This is a genomic window from Pseudomonas sp. PF05, assembly GCF_056521845.1.
In genome coordinates this window covers 23,922-37,448 of the sequence record NZ_JBWLPW010000022.1, presented here as the reverse complement: position 1 = coordinate 37,448, position 13,527 = coordinate 23,922, and the positions used below count along the sequence as shown (strand labels likewise).

Annotated in this window: 11 protein-coding genes; 1 reads left to right on the top strand and 10 read right to left on the bottom strand. The window is 63.8% G+C overall.

What is annotated here, in order from left to right; all coding sequences use genetic code 11:
- Nucleotides 1-31 precede the first annotated feature (31 nt).
- From lysS to AC09SL_RS26290, 10 genes are all read right to left on the bottom strand, one after another.
- Entirely contained in the window at nt 32-1,534 is a 1,503-nt protein-coding gene (gene lysS, locus AC09SL_RS26335) for a lysine--tRNA ligase (RefSeq protein ID WP_057448378.1), read from the bottom strand.
- A 110-nt stretch (nt 1,535-1,644) separates the two neighbouring features.
- Nucleotides 1,645-2,740, bottom strand: a protein-coding gene (gene prfB / locus AC09SL_RS26330; protein WP_095963568.1) for a peptide chain release factor 2 whose coding sequence is annotated in 2 segments (ribosomal slippage) — nt 1,645-2,667 and nt 2,669-2,740 — 1,095 coding nt in all. Because the reading frame shifts where the segments join, the coding sequence is not laid out codon by codon here.
- 308 nt (nt 2,741-3,048) lie between these two features.
- On the bottom strand, nt 3,049-4,050 hold the full coding sequence (locus tag AC09SL_RS26325) for a diguanylate cyclase domain-containing protein (protein WP_058545986.1): 1,002 nt from the start codon (nt 4,048-4,050) through the stop codon (nt 3,049-3,051).
- A 45-nt stretch (nt 4,051-4,095) separates the two neighbouring features.
- Nucleotides 4,096-5,106: a chemotaxis response regulator protein-glutamate methylesterase gene (gene cheB, locus AC09SL_RS26320; RefSeq protein ID WP_058545987.1), complete on the bottom strand. Its 1,011-nt coding sequence runs from the start codon at nt 5,104-5,106 to the stop codon at nt 4,096-4,098.
- Nucleotides 5,103-7,367 carry a hybrid sensor histidine kinase/response regulator gene (locus AC09SL_RS26315; RefSeq protein WP_058545988.1) on the bottom strand — a complete coding sequence of 755 codons (2,265 nt, stop codon included), beginning with the start codon at nt 7,365-7,367 and terminating at the stop codon, nt 5,103-5,105. The genes cheB and AC09SL_RS26315 overlap by 4 nt, the downstream gene beginning before the upstream one ends.
- Entirely contained in the window at nt 7,364-8,035 is a 672-nt protein-coding gene (locus tag AC09SL_RS26310; protein WP_064107100.1) for a chemotaxis protein CheW, read from the bottom strand. Before AC09SL_RS26310 ends, AC09SL_RS26315 begins: the two co-directional genes overlap by 4 nt.
- Nucleotides 8,032-9,297 (bottom strand): CheR family methyltransferase, encoded by a 1,266-nt coding sequence (locus AC09SL_RS26305; protein WP_064107101.1) that lies wholly within the window; start codon nt 9,295-9,297, stop codon nt 8,032-8,034. Before AC09SL_RS26305 ends, AC09SL_RS26310 begins: the two co-directional genes overlap by 4 nt.
- The gene (locus AC09SL_RS26300) at nt 9,294-9,830 is read right to left on the bottom strand and encodes a chemotaxis protein CheW (protein ID WP_058542951.1); all 537 of its coding nucleotides are present in this window, start codon (nt 9,828-9,830) and stop codon (nt 9,294-9,296) included. Before AC09SL_RS26300 ends, AC09SL_RS26305 begins: the two co-directional genes overlap by 4 nt.
- Nucleotides 9,830-11,392, bottom strand: a complete 1,563-nt coding sequence (locus AC09SL_RS26295; protein WP_254704440.1) for a methyl-accepting chemotaxis protein — start codon at nt 11,390-11,392, stop codon at nt 9,830-9,832. Before AC09SL_RS26295 ends, AC09SL_RS26300 begins: the two co-directional genes overlap by 1 nt.
- A gap of 295 nt (nt 11,393-11,687) precedes the next feature.
- Nucleotides 11,688-12,395 carry a tellurite resistance TerB family protein gene (locus AC09SL_RS26290; protein WP_058542949.1) on the bottom strand — a complete coding sequence of 236 codons (708 nt, stop codon included), beginning with the start codon at nt 12,393-12,395 and terminating at the stop codon, nt 11,688-11,690.
- Between the two features lie 182 nt (nt 12,396-12,577).
- Between AC09SL_RS26290 and AC09SL_RS26285 the strand changes: the two genes are divergently transcribed.
- A complete protein-coding gene (locus AC09SL_RS26285) occupies nt 12,578-13,492 on the top strand; it encodes a LysR family transcriptional regulator (RefSeq protein WP_058542948.1) in 915 nt (304 codons plus the stop codon).
- Nucleotides 13,493-13,527: the final 35 nt, after the last annotated feature.

Sequence of the window (13,527 nt, the reverse complement as noted above, 5' to 3'; positions counted from 1 at the left end):
GCCCTTCCAGGCGGCTTTTTAGTTGAAACACTTACGCTTGAGGCCGCATGTGCGGGAAAAGAATCACGTCCCGGATCGACGGTGAGTTGGTCAGCAACATCACCAGGCGATCGATGCCGATGCCTTCGCCAGCGGTCGGCGGCATGCCGTACTCCAGGGCTCGCACGAAGTCGGCATCGTAGTGCATGGCTTCGTCGTCGCCGGCGTCCTTGTCAGCCACCTGGGCCATGAAACGCTCGGCCTGGTCTTCTGCATCGTTGAGCTCGGAGTAGGCGTTGGCGATTTCACGGCCACCGATGAACAGCTCGAAACGGTCGGTCACGCTTGGGTTCTCGTCGTTGCGACGGGCCAGCGGCGACACTTCGAACGGGTACTGGGTGATGAAGTGCGGCTGTTCCAGCTTGTGCTCGACCAGCTCTTCGAAAATCATCACTTGCAGCTTGCCCAGGCCTTCGAAGCCGAGCACCTTGGCACCGGCCTTCTTGGCGATGGCGCGGGCCTTCTCGATGTCGTTCAGGTCATCGGCCGTCAGTTCAGGGTTGTACTTGAGGATCGAGTCGAACACCGACAGGCGCACGAACGGCTCGCCGAAGTGGAACACCTTGTCGCCGTACGGCACGTCGGTAGTCCCGAGAACAAGCTGCGCCAGTTCGCGGAACAGTTCCTCGGTCAGGTCCATGTTGTCTTCGTAGTCGGCGTAGGCCTGGTAGAACTCGAGCATGGTGAACTCGGGGTTGTGCCGAGTCGAAACGCCTTCGTTACGGAAGTTGCGGTTGATCTCGAACACTTTTTCAAACCCACCCACAACAAGCCGCTTGAGGTACAGTTCCGGCGCAATGCGCAAGAACATTTCCATGTCCAGGGCGTTGTGGTGGGTTTCGAACGGCTTGGCCGCCGCACCGCCGGGGATGGTCTGCAGCATCGGCGTCTCGACTTCCAGGAAGTCACGCTTCATCAGGAAGCTGCGGATGTGGGCGATGACTTGCGAGCGCACGCGGAACGTCTGGCGCACGTCTTCGTTGACGATCAGGTCGACGTAGCGCTGGCGATAGCGTTGCTCGGTGTCGGTCAGGCCGTGGTGCTTGTCCGGCAGCGGGCGCAGGGACTTGGTCAGCAGGCGCACGCTGGTCATCTCGACATACAGGTCGCCCTTGCCGGAACGGGCCAGGGTGCCTTCGGCGGCAATGATGTCGCCCAGGTCCCAGGTCTTGACGGCGGCCAGGGTTTCTTCCGGCAGGGTCTTGCGGTTGACGTAGACCTGGATACGCCCGGTCATGTCCTGGATCACCATGAACGAACCACGATCGAGCATGATACGACCGGCCACCTTGACTGGAATCGCTGCCTCGGCCAGCTCTTCCTTGGTCTTGTCCGCATACTGCTTCTGCAAGACGTCGCAGTAGGCGTCGCGGCGGAAGTCGTTGGGGAAGGCCTGGCCCTTGGCGCGCTCGGCAGCAAGCTTTTCCTTGCGCAGGGCGATCAGGGAGTTTTCTTCCTGTTGCAGGGCTTGCGGGTCGAGTTCTAGGTCGCTCATGTCTTTAAGGATTCCATCACAGGTTCGTTGCCCCCGGCCCCGGGCCGGAGTTTGCGGGCCAGTCGCGCTCCTTGGCGCAAGCGTGGCCGGCCCGCCGCATGGGTGTCGCGTTACAGCCCTTGTTTGAGGCTGGCGATCAGGTATTCATCGATATCGCCATCGAGCACCTTGTCGCAATCGCTGCGTTCGATGCTGGTCCGCAGATCCTTGATCCGCGAGGCGTCGAGCACGTACGAACGGATCTGGTGACCCCAGCCGATATCCGACTTGGTGTCTTCCAGTGCCTGGGACGCCGCGTTGCGCTTCTGCACTTCCTGCTCGTACAGGCGGGCCCGGAGCATCTTCATCGCGGTGTCTTTGTTGGCGTGCTGGGAGCGCTCGTTCTGGCAACTGACCACGGTGTTGGTCGGTACGTGGGTAATCCGTACGGCCGAGTCGGTGGTGTTGACGTGCTGGCCACCGGCCCCGGAGGAACGGTAGGTGTCGATGCGCAAGTCCGCCGGGTTGATCTCGATCTCGATGTTGTCATCGATTTCCGGCGAGACGAACACGGCCGAGAACGAGGTGTGGCGGCGGTTGCCGGAGTCGAACGGGCTCTTGCGCACCAGGCGGTGCACGCCGATTTCGGTCCGCAGCCAGCCGAAGGCGTATTCGCCCTTGATGTGCACGGTGGCGCCCTTGATCCCGGCGACTTCACCGGCCGACAGTTCCATGATGGTGGCGTCGAAACCGCGTTTGTCGGCCCAGCGCAGGTACATGCGCAGCAGGATGTTGGCCCAGTCCTGGGCCTCGGTGCCGCCGGAACCGGCCTGGATGTCCAGGTAGGCGTTGTTCATGTCCATCTCGCCGCTGAACATGCGACGGAATTCCAGCTTGGCGAGGTTCTCGTCCAGGCGTGTCAGCTCGGCGACAACATCGCCGACCGCGCCTTCATCGTTTTCCTCGACAGCCATGTCCAGCAGGTCGCGGCAATCGGCCAGGCCGCTGGACAACTCGTCCAGGGTCTCGACGATCTGCGCCAGCGCAGAACGCTCGCGGCCCAGCTCCTGGGCGTACGAAGGGTTGTTCCAGACATTCGGATCTTCAAGCTCGCGATTGACTTCGGTCAGACGCTCATGCTTTTGATCGTAGTCAAAGATACCCCCGAATAGTTTCGGAGCGCTCGGACAGGTCCTTGATGGTGTTAAGGATCGGGTTGATTTCCATGGCGGGCAGCACTCGTTGGCGAACTTTTGAAAGCCGGCGAGTATAACGTAATCAAGCGCCAGCGGCAGCCCGCCTGGCGGCTTTAGGAACACCAATTCCTTATATGCCAGCTCGCGCTGGCCCTGTAGGAGCTGGCGAAGCCTGCGATCTTTTGATCTTGATCTTTCGCTCAGGGCTCAATTGTCTGGGGAAAGATCGCAGCCTCGTTGCACTCGACAGCTCCTACGCAGCTCCTACGCAGCGCCTACGCAGTTCCTAGATAGCGCCTACAGACACAGTCCGGCGGAAGCAAGCGCCCTGTCCAGGGCCTATTCAACACCCACCCGATTACGCCCATTGTGCTTGGCCATGTACAACCCCTTGTCCGCCGCCGAGATCAGTTGCCGGCTGTCGCTACCCTGCTGGGGGGTGAAGGTCGAGACGCCGATGCTGACGGTCAGGTTCCCGCCACTGTCAGGCATGGTGTGGGGGATTTTCAGGGCGACGACGCCCTGGCGCAGTTTCTCGGCCATCAGCCGGGCACCGCCCGGCGAGGTACCGGGCAGGACCAGGGCGAACTCCTCGCCGCCGTAGCGGGCCGGCAAATCGGACGGACGACTGCACGCCTCGCGGATCGCCGTGGCGACCTTGCGCAGGGCTTCGTCGCCCTCCAGGTGGCCGAAGTTGTCGTTGTAGGCCTTGAAGTAGTCCACATCGATCATCAGCAGCGACAGTTGACTCTGGTCGCGCATCGCCCTGCGCCATTCCAGCTCCAGGTACTCGTCGAAATGCCGGCGATTGGACAGGCCGGTCAGGCCATCGGAGTTCATCAAGCGTTGCAGCACCAGGTTGGTGTCGAGCAGTTGCTGCTGGCTGACCCGCAGTGCCCGATAGGCCGCGTCGCGCTGCAACAGCATCATGTAGGAGCGCGAGTGATAGCGGATGCGCGCCACCAGTTCGATGTTGTCCGGCAACTTGACCAGGTAGTCGTTGGCCCCGGCGGCGAACGCCGCGCTCTTGACCAGCGGGTCCTCCTTGGTGGACAGGACAATGATCGGGATATCGCGGGTGGCGGGATGGTTACGGTACTCGCGCACCAGGCTCAGGCCATCCAGGCCGGGCATCACCAAATCCTGGAGAATGACTGTCGGCTTGATGCGAACAGCCTGGGCGATGGCCTGGTGAGGATCGGAGCAGAAGTGGAAGTCGATGTTGTCTTCGTTCGACAGCCCGCGCCGCACCGCCTCGCCGATCATCGCCTGGTCGTCGATGAGCAAGACCATGGCGGCGTTCTCATCGCGCTTGAAATCGTCGAGTTGCAGATCATTCATGGTGACTTACCTGAGTACGGCCTGGGGTAACGCTGGCGGGGTTGTTCATGGGGTAAAAAGCTCCAACAGCCGTGGCGCGATAGCGTCCAGGGCGAGAATATGGGCGGCCGCGTCGATGGCGGCCGCCGCTTTGGGCATCCCGTACACCGCACTGCTGCGCTGGTCCTGGGCAATGGTCACATAGCCCTGTTGGCGCATGAGTTTAAGCCCTTGTGCACCATCGCGGCCCATGCCGGTGAGCAATACGCCCACCGCGTCGCCGCTCCAGTACTGGGCGACACTTTCAAAAAACACGTCGATGGAGGGCCGGTAGATCTCGTTCACTGGCTCGGCGGTGTAGGCCAGGGTGCCGTCTTTCAACAAACGCAGATGATGGTTGGTCCCGGCCAGCAACACCGTGCCGCTTTGCGGCGTCTCGCCGGCCCGGGCCAGGCGCACCGTGTGGCCCGAGACACTGCCCAGCCACTGGGCCATGCCGGCGGCGAACACCTCGTCCACATGTTGGACCAGCACGATGGCCGGGGTAAAGTTGCGCGGCAGCGCCTTGAGCAGCACCTCCAGCGCCGCCGGCCCGCCCGCCGACGACCCGATGGCCACCAGGCTCTTGGGCGACACCGCCGCACGCTGCGCCGCCGGTGCCGGTCGTTCACGCTTGTTGCGCTCACCAATCAGCCAGCCGATGTTGGTGATCTTGCGCAGCAGCGGCGCCGCCGCATCTGCCGGGTTACCGACGCCCAAGGCCGGGGTATCGACCACATCCAGCGCGCCATGGCCCATGGCCTCGAACACCCGGTGGACGTTCTGCTGGCTGTCACCGGTGACGATCACGATAGCGCAGGGGCTGCCGGCCATGATCCGCCGAGTGGCCTCCACGCCGTCCATGACCGGCATGAGCAAGTCCATGAGGATCAGGTCGGGGGTGTATTCGGCACAACGCTGCACCGCCTCGGCCCCGTTGGCGGCCACCCAGACCAGTTGATGCGCTGGCTCGAACGCCAGGGCACGGCGCAGCGCTTCGACTGCCAGGGGCATGTCATTGACGATGGCGATCTTCAAGCGCGCGCCCCTCCGATCAATTCGACCACGGCATCGAGCAAGGCGTCGTCGTGGAAACTCGCCTTGGCCAGATAATAGTCGGCGCCGGCGTCCAGGCCACGGCGGCGATCCTCTTCGCGGTCCTTGTAGGACACCACCATCACCGGCAGCGATTGCAAGCGGTTGTCGCGCCGCAACAGCGACACCAACTCGATGCCGTCCATGCGCGGCATGTCGATGTCGGTGATCAGCAGGTCGAAATCCTCCGACCGCAGGGCGTTCCAGCCGTCCATCCCGTCCACGGCTACTGCCACGTCGTAGCCGCGATTGAGCAACAACTTGCGTTGCAGCTCCCGCACGGTCAGGGAATCGTCCACCACCAGGATCCGCTTGCGCGGGGCCTGGGCCTGGTTCTGCCGGGCGATACGCTCCAAGCGTCCGGTATCGAGCAACTTGTCCACCGAACGCAGCAGGTCTTCGACATCGACAATCAACACCACTGAGCCATCGTCGAGCAAGGCCCCGGCAGAAATGTCCTGGACCTTGCCCAGGCGTTCGTCCAGGGGCAGCACCACCAGGGTCCGCTCGCCAATGAAGCGCTCCACCGCCACGCCGTAGATCGTCTCGCGCTCGCGGATCACCACGACCTTGAGGGTCTGGCTACTGCCTTGCGGCGCCGGGCGATTGAGCAATTGGCTGGCGGCCACCAGCCCGATATGCCGGCCTTCGTGCCAGAAATGCTGGCGGCCTTCGACCTGGACGATGTCCTCCGGCGCCAGGTCGCACATGCGTTCAATGTGGGCCAGGGGAAAGGCGTAGGCTTCATCGCCGACTTCCACCACCAGGCTGCGCACCACCGACAGCGTCAGCGGCACCTCAAGATGGAAACGACTGCCCTGGCCCGCCGTCTGCTCCAGCACCACCGCGCCGCGCAGTTGCCGGACCATGTGCTGGACCGCGTCCAGGCCGACGCCGCGTCCGGACACTTCGGTGACCTTGTCGCGCAGGCTGAAACCGGGCAGGAACAGGAAGGTCAGCAGCTCCTCTTCGCTCAGGCTGGCGGCGGTTTGCTCAGGGGAAAGGCCGCGCTCGACGATGCTGCGGCGCACCCGTTCCAGGTCCACCCCGGCGCCGTCGTCCGCCAGCTCCAACACCAGCAGACCGGCCTGATGGGAAGCCCGCAGGCGGATCAGGCCTTCGGCGGGCTTGCCGGCCAGTACTCGTTGCTCCGGGGGCTCGATGCCATGGTCCACGGCGTTGCGCAGCAAATGGGTCAACGGCGCTTCGAGCTGTTCCAGCACATCGCGGTCGACCTGGGTTTTCTCGCCTTCAATCTCCAGGCGCACCTGTTTGCCCAGGCTGCGACCCAGGTCACGGACCATTCGCGCCTGGCCCGAAAGCACATCGGCGAACGGCCGCATGCGGCAGGCCAGCGCCGTGTCGTACAGCACCTGCGCCCGCTGACTGGCCTGCCAGGCGAATTCATCCAGCTCGGCGGTTTTCTGCGCCAGCAATTGCTGGGTTTCGGCGAGCAAGCGCCGAGCATCGCCAAGGGCTTCCTGGGCTTGCAGGCTCAGGGCGTGGTCCTTGAGGTGCACATTCAGTTCTTCAAGGGCGCGCAGGCCGGTGCTTTGCTGGCGCTTGAGCCGTTGTAGCGTCGCCAGCCAGGGCTTGAGGCGCTGGGTCTCCACCAGGGACTTGCTCGACAGATCAAGCAAGCTGTTGAGGCGTTCGGCCGTGACCCGCAAGACCCGCTCGCCGCCTTCGGTGACCCGTTTGCGCTTGGGGGCCGGCTCCGCTGCCGCGGCCGGTTGCACTTGCGGCAGCTCGACGCGTAGCGGCTCGATCGGCGTCTCGATGCTCGGCAACACCGCTGCCGGAGCCTGTGGCGCGTTGGGATCAAGCAGCCGCCCCATCAACGCCACATAGGCGTCGATGTCCGGGGCACCGACGCTATTGCCGGGGGTGGCGATGCGCGTCAGCAGGTCTGTGCCTTGCAGCAAGGCATCGATGTGCTCGGCGCCCAGCACCAGGCGCCGCGCCTGGGCGCTGACCAGGCAATCTTCCATCACGTGAGCCACGCTGACGCCAGCGTCCACCCCGACAATGCGCGCCGCGCCCTTGAGCGAATGCGCCGCGCGCATGCACGATTCCAGATAATCGGCCTGGGTCGGATCGCGCTCCAGGGCCAGCAAACCGGCGCTCAGCACCTGGACCTGGGCTTCGGCTTCCAGGCTGAACAGCTCCAGCAACGAGGCGTCGCGCATCTGATCTGGGGTCATGACAGGCTCCGAGCCACGGCGGACAGCAACTGTTCTTCATCCAGCCAGCGCAGGCTGCGGCCCTTAAAGGGCAGAACGCCACGAGTATATTTGCCCGCCGATTGCGAAGCACTCGCCAGGATGCGCTCATCGATGGCATGGATGCCGTCCACTTCATCCACCGGCACCACCACCGGCCCGCCCTTGGCCGCGACAATCAACATGCGCGGCATGACCCGTGCGCCGGAAACCGCCGCCACGCCGGGCTCTAGGTCCAACAGCTCCACCAGCGACAGACAGGCCACCAGCGCCCCGCGTACATTCGCCACGCCCAGCAAGGCCCGTGAGCGCTGGTGGGGCAAGGAATGGATCGGCTGCAACGGCGCCACTTCCACCAGGCTGCGCGTCGTCAGGCCCAGCCATTCCTCGCCGAGGCGGAACATCAGCAGCGAGCGCGTGACCACCTCGGTGTCTGCGGGGGCCAGGGACAGATCCCGCTGATCCTGGGGCAAGGCATAACGGTCGAGCAGCCGGGTGGCGGCCGCCGAATACACCGAGCAATTGCGGCAGTGGATATGCTCGACCAACAACGGACAGGATTTGTCGCCATGCACCCCGATGCGATTCCAGCAGTCGTCGATTGCCTGGGCATCGTCATGGGTAACGGTGTAAGAAGCCGAACCGCTCATCGTTTGTGCTCACTGTCTGCTGCGCGCCCGCTACGGGCGGCGCGTTCCTGCAATCGACGGGCTCCGGCCGCGTCTCCCTGGGAAGCCAGCAGCGCCGCCAGATGCACCAGGGCCTCGGCGTGTTGCGGTTCAAGATAAAGCGCCTTGCGATAAAAACCCTGGGCCTCAAGCGCGCTGCCAGCCATGTCGCTGAGCAGGCCCAACCAATAGAACACCTGGGCGTTTGGCGCGTGGCTGCGCAAGTAGGCTTCGCAAGCCACGCGGGCCTCGGCGCTTTTGCCACCGTTGGCCAGGGCGGCGATATTGGCCAGCAAGGTCGTGGCGTCGCTGCTTTTGGGCTCGACAATCGGCGTCACGTTCGCCGCAAACGGCCGCGGCCGAATCAGCGGCGGGACAACGCGAGGCGCAGGTTGACGAACCGGCAGCGGGGTCGGCATCAAGGCCGGCAGCGGTTGGGGCTCGGCAGCCCCCAGGCGGCTGAAGGCGAACGATTGGGCGATCCCGATCGAGCGCATGCCCAGCCGCCCCAACAAGCTGCCCTCGGCGGGACCGATAAACAGCACACCGTCCTGATGGGTCAGGCGCTTGAGCACCTCGAACACCTGCTGCTGGGTCGGCTGATCGAAATAGATCAACAGGTTGCGACAGAACACAAAGTCGTAAGGAGCCTCGTTTACCAGCAAGGCCGGATCCAGCAGGTTGCCCACCTGCAAGCGCACCTGCTCGCGCACCCGCTCGCTGAGGCGGTAGCCTTCGGCTTCGGCGTCGAAGTGCCGCTCGCGAAAACCCAACTCTGCGCCACGGAAGGAATTCCTGCCGTAGCGCGCCTCCTTGGCCCGCGCCACCGACAGCGGGCTGACGTCCAGGCCGTCCACCTTGAACTGATGTGGCCCCAGGCCTGCGTCGAGCAAGGCCATGGCAATGGAATAAGGTTCTTCGCCGGTGGAACACGGCAAGCTGAGGATGCGCAGCGCGCGCAGGTGCTTGATCTCGGCCAGGCGCTTGACGGCCAGCCTGGCGAGGGTCGCGAAGGATTCGGGGTAGCGGAAGAACCAGGTCTCCGGAACGATCACCGCTTCGATCAGCGCCTGCTGCTCCGGGGACGAATGCTGCAGGCCCTGCCAATATTCATCGGCGGTTCGCCCGGGCACGGCACCGATGCGCTGGCGCACGGCCCGCTCGATGATCGCGGTGCCGACGGAGGTCACATCCAGGCCGATGCGCTCCTTGAGGAAATCGAAAAAACGCTGGTCGTTATTCATGGCGTTGTCTCGAGGTCGTCGAGGTTCAGCGGCGGCGCAGGAAACAGCAGCGCCCGAACGGATTCATCGAGCAGGTCATTGACCCGCACCCATTGCAGTAACCCCTGGGCATCTTCGCGCACCGGGCCGAGGTACGGCGCCTGCCGGTTGTCCAGCCCATAGGGTTTGAAATCGGCCGGGTCACAGCGCACGGTGTCGGTCGCCTGTTCCAGGATCAGGCCCAGCACCTGTCCCGTTTGTTGCGTGTCGCCCTGATAGCGCACCAGCACCAGTCGCGTACTGGTCCGGGCCTTGGCGCTGTGGCCAAAGGTCAGGGCGCACAGGTCGATCACCGGCACTACCGTGCCACGCCAGGCAAACACCCCCGCCACCCAGGACGGCGCCTGGGCGATCGGCTTGAGGGGCAGGCGCGGCAGCACTTCCACCACATCGATGGCCTGCAGGGCGTAGCGTTCGTGGCCGATGCAGAACACCAGGAACAACATCTGGCGGGCCGTCGGCGCGGTGCCACGCCGGGTCTCGAGTTCGCCCATCAGACTTTGAAACGCGAGACGCCGCTGCGCAGCCCTACGGCTACCTGGCTCAGTTCGTCGATGGCGGAACTGGCCTGGCGCAGGGACTCCACCGTCTGGCTGCTGGCATCGCCCAGTTGCACCAGGGCGTGGTTGATCTGCTCGGCACCGGTGGCCTGGGCCTGCATGCCTTCGTTGACCATCAACACCCGCGGCGCCAGGGCCTGGACCTGATGAATGATCTGCGACAGTTGCTCACCGACCTGCTGCACCTCGGCCATGCCCCGGCGCACCTCTTCGGAGAACTTGTCCATGCCCATCACCCCGGCCGACACCGCGGACTGGATCTCGCGCACCATCTGCTCGATGTCATAGGTCGCCACGGCAGTCTGGTCAGCCAGGCGTCGTACTTCAGTGGCAACCACGGCAAACCCGCGACCGTACTCGCCAGCCTTTTCGGCCTCGATGGCCGCGTTGAGGGACAACAGGTTGGTCTGGTCGGCCACTTTGACGATGGTCACCACCACCTGGTTGATGTTGCCGGCCTTCTCGTTGAGGATCGCCAGCTTGGCGTTCACCAGGTCGGCGGCGCCCATCACCGAATGCATGGTTTCCTCCATGCGCGCCAGGCCTTGCTGGCCGGAGCCGGCGGCCACCGAGGCCTGGTCGGCGGCGCTGGACACTTCGGTCATGGTGCGCACCAGGTCTCGGGAGGTGGCGGCGATTTCCCGGGATGTCGCGCCGATCTCGGTGGTGGTGGCGGCAGTTTCGGTGGCCGTGGCCTGTTGCTGGCGCGAGGTGGCGGCGATCTCGGTCACCGAAGTGGTGACCTGCACCGAAGAGCGTTGGGCCTGGGACACCAGTGAGGTCAGCTCGGCCATCATGTCGTTGAAGCCGGTTTCCACGGCGCCGAATTCGTCTTTGCGCGCCAGGTTCAAGCGCCCGCTCAGGTCGCCGCTGCGCATGATCTCGAGGATTTCGACGATGCGGTTCATCGGCCCCATGATCGCCCGCATCAGCAACAGGCCACAGAGTGCGGCGACGATCAGCGCGACCAGTAACGACAGGCCCATGGCGACCTTGGCTGCCGTCACCGCATCACCAATGGTCTGGGTGGCGTTTTCCGCCAGCTCGCGATTGCGCTCGATGATGTGATCCAAATGCCCACGGCCGCCGATCCATGCTGGCGTCAGCTCTTTGTCCAAGGCCTGCCGCGCACCTTCGTAATCCTTGCGCTGGTACAAGTCCAGGACCTTGGCCATGGCCTGGTTGAACGCCAGGTGATTGGCCTCGAATTCGTCGAAAGAGGCTTGGTCGGCCGGGTTCTGGATCAGTTTTTGATAGTTCTGTATTTCTTCGCGCAGGTGCCGCTCGAAGCCCTGGTAACGGGCCTTGTCTTCGGCGGTGACTTCCCGGTTGCCCGAAAGACCGACGATCTGTTGGGTCAAGACGTAGCTGTCGACCCAGCCACCGCGAATCATGGAGCTGTAATACACCCCTGGCACCGCATCGACCCGGACGTTTTCTTCACTGTCCTGGATCTTCAACAACCGTGAATAGGAGACAACCACCATCAACAGCATGATGGCGATGATCACTGCAAAACTCGCCAGGATGCGTTGGCGCAATGTCCAATTCTTCACAGTCAAACCTCGGGGCACTTGAAAATGCTGGGGAGTATAGCCGAGGGCGGCGTCGGGCCTGTATGGCGGTATGAGGGGATTTTGACGAAGGCGAGGCTTGTAGTTTTCTCAAGATGAGCAATGCCTCTGTGGGAGCGAGCTTGCTCGCGATAGCGGGGCGTCAGGCAACGAAGCTATAACTGACTGGGCCCCATCGCGAGCAAGCTCGCTCCCACAGGGATAGGTTGGGAGTGTTCTATACAGTCGCCTGGCGCACCTGCTTTTCCAGTTCAGCCTTCAGCCCCGGCTCAAGCTTGAGTTGGCGCGCCAGTTCATCGAGGTAGGACTTCTCCATGAAGTTTTCCTCGTCCACCAGCATCACGCTGGCGATGTACATTTCCGCCGCCATTTCCGGGGTGCTGGCGGCGCGGGCGACGTCGGTGGGGTCCAGGGGCTTGTTGAGTTCGGCGTGCAGCCAGTGTTGCAGTTCCTGGTCGTTGTCGAGCTTGGTGAACTCGCCTTCGATCAGCTGCCGCTCGCGCTCGTCCACATGGCCGTCGGCCTTGGCCGCCGCCACCAGCGCCTTGAGGATCGCCTGGCTATGCTGCTCGACCTGAGCCGGGGGCACGCGGTCGAGGGTCTGCGGTTCGGTTTTCGGCGCGCTGCCCTGCTGGGCCTGCCAGTTGCCGTAGGCCTTGTAGGCGATCACGCCCAAGGCCGCGAGGCCACCATAGGCCAGGGCCTTGCCCCCGAAGCTGCGGGCTTTCTTGTTGCCCAGCAACAGGCCCATGGCCCCGGCGGCCAGCGCTCCGCCGCCCGCGCCGGAAAGCATCCCGCCCAGGTTGCCGGAGCCGCCGAGCAACCCGCCCAGGCCGCCGGACGACTTGCCCTGGGAGCCAGCCTTGTTCTGCAACATTTGCTGGCCGGACTTGAGAAGCTGATCGAGCAATCCACGGGTGTTCATTTGTTGCCTCCACCTATTGGGTCAACTTGAGGCCACCAGCCTAGATCGAAAGTGCCCCGGCGCCTCGGGCGAGATTGCTTCCAGATGTTGCCTGACGTTTTCAGCGAAGCGCTCACCTGCCCTTCTAAAAAAACGATATACACTCAAGCACATCGATAAAACCGCCCATCGGGTATTCGACCATGATGACCCTGCGTCAGATCCGCCATTTCATCGCCGTGGCCGAAACCGGCTCCATCTCTGCCGCTGCGCAAACGGCATTCATTTCCCAGTCCACCTTGACCCTGGCCATCCAGCAACTGGAGCAGGAAATCGGCGTCAGCCTGTTCAACCGCCACGCCAAGGGCATGACCCTGACACACCAGGGGCATCAATTCCTGCGCCAGGCCCACCTGATCCTGGCCACCGTCGACAACGCCAAGCGCAGCCTGCAACAGAGCACAGACCAGATCGCCGGCCAAGTCACCATTGGCGTCACCAGCCTGGTCGCAGGGTATTACCTGGCGGACCTGCTGACCCGTTTCCAGCGCGCCTATCCCAACGTGGACATCCGCGTAATGGAGGACGAGCGGCCGTACATCGAGCATTTGCTGGTCAGCGGCGAAATCGACGTCGGGGTGTTGATCCTGTCCAACCTGGAAGACCGTCACGCCTTGCAGACCGAAGTCCTGACGCATTCGCCACACCGTTTGTGGCTGCCGGCGCAGCACCCGCTGCTGGAACACGACAGCATCAGCCTGGCCGACGTGGCCCGCGAGCCGCTGATTCAGCTGAACGTCGATGAAATGGACCGCAACGCCCAACGCTTGTGGCGCGGTGCCGGCCTGCAACCGAGGATCACCCTGCGTACTGCCTCGACCGAAGCGGTGCGCAGCCTGGTGGCGGCAGGTTTGGGGGTGTCGATCCAACCGGACATGACGTACCGCCCATGGTCGCTGGAAGGCGACATCATCGAAGCGCGACCGATTGCCGACCTCAACCAGACCCTCGACGTCGGCCTGGCTTGGCGCCGGGGCACGGCGCGCCCGGCGTCGGTCGACCCGTTCCTGGCCGTCGCCCGGGAACAGCCCCATGGCGGGCGCAGGCTATCTATTTAATCGAACGCAGCCTTGAGTATTTCGAATTTGTTGTC

What these genes read in the sequence shown, in the direction of transcription:
- AC09SL_RS26285 (WP_058542948.1), top strand. Translation starts at nt 12,578, where the DNA reads ATGATGACCCTGCGTCAGATCCGCCATTTCATCGCCGTGGCCGAAACC.
- AC09SL_RS26290 (WP_058542949.1), bottom strand. Translation starts at nt 12,395, where the DNA reads ATGAACACCCGTGGATTGCTCGATCAGCTTCTCAAGTCCGGCCAGCAA.
- AC09SL_RS26325 (WP_058545986.1), bottom strand. Translation starts at nt 4,050, where the DNA reads ATGAATGATCTGCAACTCGACGATTTCAAGCGCGATGAGAACGCCGCC.
- AC09SL_RS26295 (WP_254704440.1), bottom strand. Translation starts at nt 11,392, where the DNA reads ATGCTGTTGATGGTGGTTGTCTCCTATTCACGGTTGTTGAAGATCCAG.
- AC09SL_RS26310 (WP_064107100.1), bottom strand. Translation starts at nt 8,035, where the DNA reads ATGAGCGGTTCGGCTTCTTACACCGTTACCCATGACGATGCCCAGGCA.
- AC09SL_RS26305 (WP_064107101.1), bottom strand. Translation starts at nt 9,297, where the DNA reads ATGAATAACGACCAGCGTTTTTTCGATTTCCTCAAGGAGCGCATCGGC.
- lysS (WP_057448378.1), bottom strand. Translation starts at nt 1,534, where the DNA reads ATGAGCGACCTAGAACTCGACCCGCAAGCCCTGCAACAGGAAGAAAAC.
- AC09SL_RS26315 (WP_058545988.1), bottom strand. Translation starts at nt 7,367, where the DNA reads ATGACCCCAGATCAGATGCGCGACGCCTCGTTGCTGGAGCTGTTCAGC.
- AC09SL_RS26300 (WP_058542951.1), bottom strand. Translation starts at nt 9,830, where the DNA reads ATGGGCGAACTCGAGACCCGGCGTGGCACCGCGCCGACGGCCCGCCAG.